Origin of the sequence: Salipiger sp. CCB-MM3, assembly GCF_001687105.1 — a bacterium.
GTDB lineage: Bacteria > Pseudomonadota > Alphaproteobacteria > Rhodobacterales > Rhodobacteraceae > Salipiger.
Window position 1 is genome coordinate 2,229,819 of the sequence record NZ_CP014595.1, and the last position, 10,182, is coordinate 2,240,000.

At 65.2% G+C, this 10,182-nt stretch carries 9 protein-coding genes (1 of these 9 cut by a window edge); 3 read left to right on the top strand and 6 right to left on the bottom strand.

All coding sequences use genetic code 11. The annotated features are described in order from the left end of the window. The first annotated feature begins 213 nt into the window (after window positions 1–213). From AYJ57_RS10850 to AYJ57_RS10860, 3 genes are all read left to right on the top strand, one after another. On the top strand, window positions 214–1,995 hold the full coding sequence (locus AYJ57_RS10850; RefSeq protein ID WP_066104862.1) for an IlvD/Edd family dehydratase: 1,782 nt from the start codon (window positions 214–216) through the stop codon (window positions 1,993–1,995). 72 nt (window positions 1,996–2,067) lie between these two features. Continuing rightward, window positions 2,068–2,802, top strand: a complete 735-nt coding sequence (locus AYJ57_RS10855) for an SDR family oxidoreductase (protein WP_066104865.1) — start codon at window positions 2,068–2,070, stop codon at window positions 2,800–2,802. Between the two features lie 79 nt (window positions 2,803–2,881). Beyond that, window positions 2,882–3,883 carry an NAD-dependent epimerase/dehydratase family protein gene (locus AYJ57_RS10860; protein WP_066104867.1) on the top strand — a complete coding sequence of 334 codons (1,002 nt, stop codon included), beginning with the start codon at window positions 2,882–2,884 and terminating at the stop codon, window positions 3,881–3,883. A gap of 117 nt (window positions 3,884–4,000) precedes the next feature. Here AYJ57_RS10860 and AYJ57_RS10865 read toward each other — a convergent pair whose 3' ends face one another. From AYJ57_RS10865 to AYJ57_RS10890, 6 genes are all read right to left on the bottom strand, one after another. Then, a complete protein-coding gene (locus AYJ57_RS10865; RefSeq protein WP_066104870.1) occupies window positions 4,001–4,906 on the bottom strand; it encodes a DMT family transporter in 906 nt (301 codons plus the stop codon). Between the two features lie 37 nt (window positions 4,907–4,943). After that, the gene (locus AYJ57_RS10870) at window positions 4,944–5,828 is read right to left on the bottom strand and encodes an NAD(P)-dependent oxidoreductase (RefSeq protein WP_066104873.1); all 885 of its coding nucleotides are present in this window, start codon (window positions 5,826–5,828) and stop codon (window positions 4,944–4,946) included. 39 nt (window positions 5,829–5,867) lie between these two features. Beyond that, window positions 5,868–7,358 (bottom strand): UxaA family hydrolase, encoded by a 1,491-nt coding sequence (locus AYJ57_RS10875; RefSeq protein WP_066104875.1) that lies wholly within the window; start codon window positions 7,356–7,358, stop codon window positions 5,868–5,870. Window positions 7,359–7,515: 157 nt separating this feature from the next. After that, complete coding sequence (locus AYJ57_RS10880) at window positions 7,516–9,111, bottom strand: TRAP transporter large permease (protein WP_193789484.1); 1,596 nt, start codon at window positions 9,109–9,111, stop codon at window positions 7,516–7,518. 5 nt (window positions 9,112–9,116) lie between these two features. Further along, window positions 9,117–9,923, bottom strand: coding sequence for a TRAP transporter small permease subunit (locus AYJ57_RS10885; protein WP_066104878.1), 807 nt, complete (start codon window positions 9,921–9,923; stop codon window positions 9,117–9,119). 121 nt (window positions 9,924–10,044) lie between these two features. Further along, on the bottom strand, window positions 10,045–10,182 hold the end of the coding sequence (locus AYJ57_RS10890; RefSeq protein ID WP_066104880.1) for a TRAP transporter substrate-binding protein. The gene runs 882 nt beyond the window's last position; only the last 138 of its 1,020 coding nucleotides appear in the window; its start codon lies beyond the right edge, outside the window; its stop codon occupies window positions 10,045–10,047.

The following is a 10,182-nucleotide window of genomic DNA, read 5'->3' on the forward strand; positions in this document are numbered from 1 at the left end:
TCCTCGGTGTGGATTCTTGCAGGCACGCAAGGCTCGGAATTTAATTGATAAAATGCCGTTTCCGGCCTGTCCTTCCTGCATCTGTGCGCCTCCCTCCCACGAATGCTCTTGCATTTGGTATACCAAATTGGGAAGCTGCCGCAAGGAAACAGCGCGTCCCCCGGCGCGCCCGAGAGGCGCGCGGGGAGGCGCGTCAAGGAGAGGAAGCGACCCGTGTCCGATACACGTGCCAACAAGCGATTCCGCTCGCAGGAGTGGTTCGACAACCCCAACAATCCCGGCATGACCGCGCTCTACGTGGAGCGCTATCAGAACCAGGAATACACCCGCGACGAGTTGCAGGCCGAAAAGCCGATCATCGGCATTGCCAACAGCGGCTCTGACATCGCGCCGTGCAACAAGATCCACGTCTTCCTGATGGACCGGATCAAGGCGGGCATCCGCGAGGCGGGCGGCATTCCGATGGAATTCCCGGTGCACCCGATTCAGGAAACCGGCAAGCGGCCCACCGCAGCGCTCGACCGGAACCTCACCTACCTCGGCCTCGTCGAGGTGCTGCACGGTTATCCGCTAGACGGCGTGGTGCTGACCACCGGCTGCGACAAGACCACCCCCGCCATGCTGATGGGCGCGGCCACGGTCGATATTCCCGCCATCGCGCTCAACGGCGGCCCCATGCTGGACGGCTGGTGGAAGGGCAAACGCGCGGGCTCGGGCACCATCGTCTGGGAATCGCGCCGCCTGCTGTCGGAAGGCAAGATCGACTACGAAGAGTTCATGTCGCGCGTCTGCTCCTCGGCACCCTCGCTGGGGCATTGCAACACCATGGGCACCGCCTCGACGATGAACGCCATGGCCGAGGCGCTCGGTATGTCGCTCACCGGCAACTCCGCCATCCCCGCGCCGTTCCGCGAGCGCATGGCGATGGCCTATCAGACCGGCAAGCGCATCGTTGAGATGGTCTATGAGGACCTCAAGCCGTCGGACATCCTGACCCGCGAGGCCTTCGAGAACGCCATCGTCGTCAACGGCGCCATCGGCGGCTCGACCAACGCCCCGCCGCACCTGCAGGCGGTCGCCCGCCACGCGGGTGTCGAGCTTGACGTGAAAGACTGGGAGACCATCGGCTTCGACGTGCCGCTGCTGGTCAACATGCAACCCGCTGGCGAATACCTCGGCGAGAGCTTCTTCCGCGCTGGCGGCGTGCCCGCGGTGATGGAAGAGCTGCGCAAGGCGGGCCGCATCCACGAAGGCGCGATGACCGCCAGCGGCAAGACCATGGGCGAGAACGTCACCGGCCTCGGCTCGGTCGATACCGATGTGATCAAGACCTATGACGCGCCGATGCGCAGCAACGCCGGCTTCAAGGTGCTCTCGGGCAACCTCTTCGACAGCGCCCTGATGAAGACCTCGGTGATCTCCGAGGACTTCCAGAAGCGCTTCCTGTCGGAGCCGGGCAAGGAGGGCATCCTCGAGGCCCGCGCCATCGTCTTCGAAGGCCCCGAGGATTACCACGACCGGATCAACGATCCCGAGCTGAAGATCGACGAGCATTGCATCCTGTTCATCCGCAACGTCGGCTGCGTCGGCTATCCCGGCTCCGCCGAGGTGGTGAACATGCAGCCGCCCGATGCGCTGATCCGGCAGGGCATCAACCACATGCCCACCGTCGGCGATGGGCGTCAGTCCGGCACCTCGGAAAGCCCCTCGATCCTCAACGCCTCGCCCGAGGCACTTGTGGGCGGCGGTCTGGCCTATCTCGAAACCGGCGACACGGTGCGGCTCGACCTCAATGCCAGCACGATGAACGCGCTGGTCGATGACGCCGAGTGGGAGAAGCGCAAGGCCGACTGGCAGGCGCCCGAACTGGTCAACCAGACCCCGTGGCAGGAGATTTACCGCCGCCACGTCGGGCAACTCTCCGACGGCGGCTGTCTCGAACTGGCCACGGCCTACCAAAAGGTCGCCCGCGTCCTGCCGCGCGACAACCACTGACGCAGATCAGTTCCGGCGCGGGCGAGGGGACGCCCGCGCCGTTTCCTTGTCCAATCTCCTGGGAGGAGTTTCATGCAGAGCATCATCATCACCGGTGCGGGCAGCGGCATCGGCCGGCTGACCGCGAAATCATTCCTCGACGCGGGCTGGAAGGTCGGCCTCGTCGGGCGCCGCGAGGCGCCGCTTGAGGAAACTGCGGACGGCAATCCCAATGCGCTGGTCCTGCCCTTCGACGTTTCGGACCCCGCGGCGGTGGAGGCGGGCTTTGACAAGGCGATGGCCGAATGGGGCCGCATCGACACGCTGTTCAACAACGCCGGCGTCAATGTGAAAGGCGCGATGATCGACGAGATCCCCGCCGAGGACTGGCTCAAGCTCTCCTCGATCAATATCTCGGGCATGTTCCTCTGCGCCCGCGCCGCCTTTGGCCGGATGCGCAAGCAGGACCCGCAGGGCGGGCGGATCATCAATAACGGCTCGGTCTCGGCGCATGTGCCGCGCTGGGGCTCGGCGCCCTATACCACCTCGAAACATGCGGTCACCGGGCTGACCCGCTCGCTGTCGCTTGACGGGCGGGCGTTCAACATCGCCTGCGGCCAGATCGACATCGGCAATGCGCTCACCGACATGGCGCAGGCGATGACCCAGGGCGTGCCGCAGGCCGATGGCTCGATCGCCGTAGAGCCGGTGATGGACGCGAAACATGTGGCCAGCACGGTGATGCATATGGCCACGCTGCCGCTCGAGGCGAACGTGCAGTTCGTCACCGTCATGGCTCCGGCCATGCCGTATATCGGGCGCGGCTGAGCGCCAACCGGCACCCCGGCGATTTACAATCGCCGGGGTCTGGCCTATCTGGGGGCCGACGTAAAACAAGGCGCTCCAAATGCCCAAAACGCTCGTGACCGGCGCCGCCGGATTTATCGGTTTCCACCTGTGCCAGCGACTGCTTGCCGAAGGCCATGAGGTCATCGGTCTCGACGCGATCACCGATTACTACGATGTCTCGCTGAAGCGCGACCGCATCGCGCAACTAGAGAACGAGCGTTTCACCTTCGTGAAGGGCCGGGTCGAAACCCGCGGCCTGCTCATGGACCTCTTCGCCCAGCACTGCTTTGATTATGCCTTCCACCTCGCCGCGCAGGCCGGGGTCCGGCACTCGATCGAGCAGCCGCGCGACTATCTCGAGAGCAATATCGCGGGCACCTTCGAGCTGCTCGAAGCGGCGCGGGCGCATCCGCCCAAACATATGCTCATCGCCTCGACCTCTTCGGCCTATGGGTCGAACACCGAGATGCCCTATGTCGAGACGATGCGGACGGACCACCAGATGTCCTTCTACGCGGCGACCAAGAAGGCGACCGAGAGCATGGCGCACAGCTACGCGCATCTCTACGATCTGCCGATCACCATGTTCCGCTTCTTCACCGTCTACGGCCCGTGGGGCCGCCCGGACATGGCGCTCTTCAAGTTCACCAAGGCGATCCTGCAGGGCGAGGCGATCGACGTCTACAACCGCGGCGACATGATGCGCGACTTCACCTATGTGGACGATCTGGTCGAGGCCCTGGAACGGCTGGCGCCGCTGGCGCCCCAGCGCGGCGCGCCCGCCTGCGCCGAAGACAGCCTGTCGCCGGTGGCGCCGTGGCGGGTGCTCAATATCGGCAACGGCAGCCCAGTGCAGCTGACCGCCTTCATCGAGGCGATCGAGGCGGCCACCGGCCTTACCGCCAAGCAGAACCTGCTGCCGATGCAGCCCGGCGACGTGCCCGCCACTTGGGCCGACACCACGCTGCTCACCGCGCTGGCGGGCGATGCGCAGCACACGCCGGTGACCGAGGGCGTGCGCCGCTTCGTGGCGTGGTACCGCGCCTATTACGCGGTCTGAACTGGGCTATATCGGGGCCGATCTGAACTGGACTGGTGCCGCCGCTTCTTCTCTTTGAAAATACGCCGGGGGTGAGGCCGCAGGCCGAGGGGGCAGCGCCCCCTCACTGCCCGTATCTTACATCCGCGGTGAACGGTGATGCGGCACGCCGCGCTGCCGCTCGCGGTGCCAGATGTAAAGCCCCGCGCCGATGATGATCGCCGCGCCCAGCAGCGTCCAGGGCGTCGGCCATGTGCCGAAGATCAGCAGGCCCGCGGCGGCGGCGCTCAACAACTGCAGATAGACCACCGGCGCCAGAACCGAGGCATCGGCATAGCGGTGCGCCGCGGTCGCCAGCATATGCGCCACCGCCCCGAAGATGCCGATCACCGCCAGCATCACGCCCACGCCGGTGCTCTCGGGCGCCTCCCAGCTTGGCAGCACCACCGGCGCCAGCAGCAGCGTCGGCAGCGCGCCGCCCCAGACCTGCGAGGTGGCGTTGCTCTCCTTGCCCGCCATCTGCCGCGTGAGGATGAAATAGAGCGCGGCGCAGCTCAGCGCGCCCACCGACAGCAGCATGGCCGGGTGGAACTCCGCGCCCCAGGGCTGCATCACCACCAGCACGCCCAGAAAGCCGACGCAGACCGCGCCGATCCGATGCGGGCCGACCTTCTCGCCCAAGAGCGGGATCGCCAGCAGCGTCACCACGATGGGCCCGGCGAACATGATCGTCGTGGTCACGGTGATCGGCAGATAGCCAAGCGCGAGGAAGTTCAGCATCGTGCTGCCAAACAGCGCCGCGGCGCGCAGCGCCTGTTTCCACGGATGCTCGGTGTGAAACAGTGCCTTTCCCTCGCGCGGGAAGAAGGCGACGAGCACCAGCACCAGATGCGCGGCATAGCGGCACCAGACCACCTGCAGCGCGGGGATCCCGTGCTGCAGCAGCCATTTCGCCGAAGTGTCGATACAGGTGAAGCCGATGACGCCAATGGCCATCAGCGTCAGGCCCAGGGCCGTCTTGTCTTCGCGGGGAGCGACGGCCATGGCTCAGCGCGTCCGCGCCGGTTGGAGGGGCATTTGTTCAGCCTTTCAGGTGCTTGGAGAGGTAGTCGACCATTTCCGGCACCATGTGCCCGGCAAAGCCGTTCTGCAAGGCCTCGGCCAGCGTTTCCGAGGCACAGCCGGACATGCGTGAGCGCGCCCCCAGCTCTTCGGCCATGGCGCGGTAATAGCCCACGTCCTTGGCGGCATTGTCCACCGAGAAGGCCAGATCGAGCTTGCCGTCCATCGCCCAGCTTTTGATGAAATCCATCATGCCCGAATGGTTCGGCCCCGCCGCCAGCACGCCGTAGAGTTTCTCGCGCGGGATGCCCGCGGCGTCGCCCATCGCAAAGGCCTCGGACATGGCCATGGCGGTGGTCATGGCAAAGAAGTTGTTGATCAGCTTGATCGTATGGCCAGAGCCGAGCGGCCCGAGGTGAAAGACGTTTTCGCCCAGCACGTCCAGCACCGGCTTGACCTGCGCGTAGGTCGCTTCGTCCCCGGCGCACATGATGTTCAGCTTGCCCTCTTTGGCGTGGGCGGGCGTGCGCCCGAGCGGCGCGTCGAGATAGCTTGCGCCTTTGCCCGCCAGTTCTGCGCCGATGCGCTGGGTCGAGCCGGGCAGGGAGGTGCCGAAGTCGATGACGATCTGCCCCGCCTTGGTGCCCGCCAGCACGCCATCCTCGCCGAAGATCCGGCTCTCGACCTGCTCGGAGGTGCCGACGCAGAGCATCACGATGTCGTTGCCCGCCGCCAGATCACGCGCCGACCCCGCCTCGGAGCCGCCCCGCGACAGCGCTTCTTCAACGCCGCTGCGGTCGCGGTTGCCAAGGACGCTCACGTCGTAACCCGCCTTCTGCAGGCATTCAACCATGGCCCGGCCCATGAGGCCGAGCCCGATGAACCCGATGCTGGGTTTGCTCATGTCTTGTCCTTCCTCTGTGAAGATGAGGAGGGCGCGGGCTTACATCACCGCGCCGACCTGCCAGGGCACGAACTCATAGTCGCCAAGCCCCAGCGCTTCGGATTTGCTCTGCTCGCCCGAGGCCATACGCAGCCACATCTCATAGATCTCGCGGCCCACCTCTTCGACCGAGGCGCCCTCGGTGAGGATGCGCCCGGCGTTCACGTCCATATCCTCGGTCTGGCGCTGATAAAGCTCGTTGTTCGAGGCGACCTTCATGGTCGGCGAGGGTTTCGCGCCAAAGGCCGAGCCGCGCCCGGTGGTGAAACAGACGAGGTTGCAGCCCGAGGCGATCATCCCGGTGACCGAGGCGGGGTCGTAGCCAGGGCTGTCCATGAAGGTGAAACCCGTGGCGGTGACCGGCTCGGCGTATTTATAGACGCCCATCAGCGGCGTGGTGCCGCCCTTCGACGCCGCGCCGAGGGATTTCTCGAGAATGGTGGTCAGCCCGCCCTTCTTGTTGCCGGGCGAGGGGTTGTTGTCCATCGAGCCGCCGTTGCGCTCGGTGTAATCCTCCCACCAGTGGATCAGGTCGATCAGCTTCTTGCCGATCTCGGGGGTGGTGGACCGGGCGGTCAGCAGATGCTCGGCGCCGTAGATCTCGGGGGTCTCCGACAGCACGCCGGTGCCGCCCTGCGCCACCAGCAGGTCGCAGGCATGGCCGACGGCGGGGTTGGCGGTGATCCCCGACCACGCATCCGAGCCGCCGCATTCGAGGCCGACCATCAGCTCCGAGGCCGGGCATTCGCTGCGCGTGGCTTTGTTGACCTCGGGCAGCATCTTCTCGACCTGCGCGATGCCATGTTCGACGGTCTTGCGCAGCCCGCCCTCGTCTTGGATGTTCATCTTCTGGAACAGCGGGCCGGGGGTCAGCCCATAGGCCTGCACCAGCCAGTCGATCTGCATCACCTCGCACCCAAGGCCCGCCATCAGCACGCCGCCGACGTTGGGGTTGCGCGCATAGCCCCAGAGCACGCGCTGCAGGAACTCAAAGCCGGTGCCGTCGCCGCCCATGGCGCAGCCGGTGCCATGCACGAAGGCGACAACGCCGTCGACATTGGGGTAGGCGGCCAGCTTCTCGGGGGTGAAATGCTGCGCGATCATCCGCGCGGCGGTGGCCGAGCAGTTCACCGAGGTGAGGATCGCAAGGTAGTTGCGCGTGCCGACCCGGCCGGTCGAGCGGCGGTAGCCCATGAAGCTGTCTTGCTTTGCGGCAGGCGGGACCGGGCGCAGGTTGGTGCCGAACTCATAGTCGGCCTCGACGTTGCGGAACTCGAGGTTGTGGGTGTGGATATGCGCGCCTGCCGGGATGTCCTCGGCGGCGTAGCCGATGATCTGGGCGTATTTGCGCACCGGCGCGCCCTTGGCGATGTCGGTGGTGGCCATCTTGTGGCCGCGCGGGATCAGCGTGGTCGCGCCCTCGTCGCCCACTTCAAGCGGGACGACTGCGGTGACGACGTTGTCATGTTCGGAAAGGCGGACGGTTTTCATCTTGGCATATGCTCCATGGAGCGGCTGTGTGGGGTGTCGGGCAAAGGCCGGGCGGCGCATCTTCGGCGCCAGCGGGGTCTTTGGGAAACTCTCTGCCTCCGATGCCGGAGGGTCAAGCGGAGGGGCGGCGCTTGGCCGCCCCTCCGAAAAGGTCGCGTTACAGGAACAGCGTCACCAGCGGCGGCCAGGCCAGCAGCACCAGCAGCGCCAGAAGCTGCAGACCGATGAAGGGCAGGAAGCCGCGGAAGATGTCGGTGAGCGAGATATGCGCCGGGGCGACGGACTTCAGATAGAAGGCCGCGGGGCCGAAGGGCGGCGACAGGAAGCTCACCTGCATGTTCATACAGAACACCACACCGAACCAGATGCCGATATAGCTGCTGTCCACATGGCCGAGCCAGCCGATTTCCTCGGGGGGCAGGCGCATGACGATCGGCAGGAACACCGGCATGATCAGCAGCACGATGCCGACCCAGTCCATGAACATCCCCATGATCAGGAAGATGAACATCATCACAAGGATGATCCCCATGGTGGGCAGGTCTGAGCCGACGATCAGGTTGGCCACATAGCTCGGGCCGCCCGCCAGCGTGTAGGCCGCCGCAAGGGCTGCCGCGCCGATGGTCACCCAGATGATCGTGCCGGTGGATTTGAGCGTGCGCATGACCGCATCCCAGACCACCTCAAAGCTCATCTCGCGGCGGATCAGGCCGATGACGAAGACCGCCACCACGCCCATGCCCGCGGCCTCGGTGATGCCGGTGATGCCGCCATAGATCGAGCCCAGAACGACGCCGATCACCACGGTGGGCGCGATCAGGCCCTTGCCCATCTCCCAGCCGACGGCGGTGCGCTCACGGCCGACGATAAAGAAGACCACGATGGCAAAGACCACCAGCGCGCCGATCAGCCACGGGATGTCCGACACCATGCCAAGCGGGATCGGGTCCACGCCCTCGGTCACGGTGTTGGCGCCGGTGACGGTGAAGAACAGCGCGCGCAGCGTCAGCACCGCCACGATCCACATGCCGAAACGCGACAGGAAGCCGAGGAACATCAGGGCTTTCTCGCCGCCCGCCGGGGCGTCCGGATCCGCCGGGGGCAGGGGGGCCTCGTCGGGGTTCATCCGGGTGCGGATGAAGATGTAGATCATGAAGAACGAGGCCAGCATGAAGCCCGGCAGGAAGGACGCGGTGAACAGCGCCTTGATCGAGGTCTCGGTGACCAGCCCGTAGAAGATCAGAACGATCGACGGCGGGATCATCGTGCCAAGCGAGCCCGACGCGCAGATCGTGCCGATGGCGAGGTTCTGGTTGTAGCCGAGGCGCAGCATCTGCGGCAGCGCGATCAGGCCCAGCAGAACCACCTCGCCGCCGATGATGCCCGACATGGCGGCCATGATGACGGCCATGATCGAGGTCACGAAGGCGATGCCGCCACGGGTCCGCGACAGCCACACGTTCAGCGAGCTGTACATGTCCCGGGCGATGCCCGAGCGTTCCAATAGGGAGGCCATAAATATGAACAAGGGTACTGATATCAGTACGTAGTTCACCATCTGCCGATAGACCGCCTGACCCAGCACCGCGAAGGGTCCCATGCCGAAGCGCCCGAACAGCAGATCGGGGCCGAATTTCATCACAAGCGTCGCAACTGCCAGAAAGGCGGAGGCGAAGCCCAGTGGCATCCCGATCGCCAGCAATGCGAACATTGCCAGCAGCAGGATCAGGCTGAGTGTGCCGATATCCACCATTTAAGTCAGTCCTCCAGCGTGCGACGGATGTTTTCAATCTCCGTCTGGTCGATCTCGTCCGCGGGCGAGTGGTGTTCGGGGGCCTTGTTCCAATCCGCGATGAGGTTGGAGAGCGCCTGCAGCGCCACGAGGCCGATGATGATGATGATGCCGATCTTCAGCGTCGCCGGCAGGGGCGGATCCCACGCGGTGCCAAAGGTCTCCATACGGCCAAGCTTCTGCATGGCTTCGTTGTAGCCACCCCAGAGCAGGCAGAAGAAGAACACCCAGATCAGCGAGACCGAGATCACGTCGGCCAGCTTCTGCATCCAGCGCGGCATCATGTCATAGATGATGTAGATGCGGATGTGGCTGCGCTGCTGCATGGAATAGAGCCCGGCAAACAGGAACACGAAGGACGCGATCCACAGCGACAGCTCGTTGGCCCAGAGCGTGGGCTTCTCGAAGACGTAGCGGGCCACGACCTCGTAGAACATCACCAGCACGATGGCGATGATCGCGATCATCGACAGGCGCGACAGCACCAGCGACAGGATGTCGAGCGGGCCGGTGGGCTCGATCTCGATCGAGCCGCGGGTGTCCGACAGATAGAGCGAGCCGAACAGCAGCGCGGCGAACAGCGCCCACAGCATCACCGACACCATCGGGCGGCCTGCGGGGCGGAGCATTTCGTACATGCCGACAGGTTCGGCAGAGATGAACTGGCTAAGCACGAGCCAGGCGTACACGGCCAGCGCAAGCCCGGTGCTTATCAGGGCCAGCAGCCGGACCGGGCCGCGTAGCGAGCCGAGCCAGAGGCTTTGATTGGACATTGGTTAACCCTTTCGGAGGAGGGGATGTCAGGGTCGATGTGACAAGGATGAAACAAGAAGGGCGGGCCCGGGTCTGGGCCCGCCGCTCTGCCTGTCACGGATCAGGACGCGAAAGCCGTCCTTATTCCGCCGAGATCAGACCCAGCTGGCCCAGGTAGTCCTTGTGGCTTTCCACAAGCGCCTTGGCTTCGGGCGACTTCTCGGCCCAGACGTCCCACGCCGATTGCGCGGCTTCGCGGAAGGTGGCACGATCTTCTGC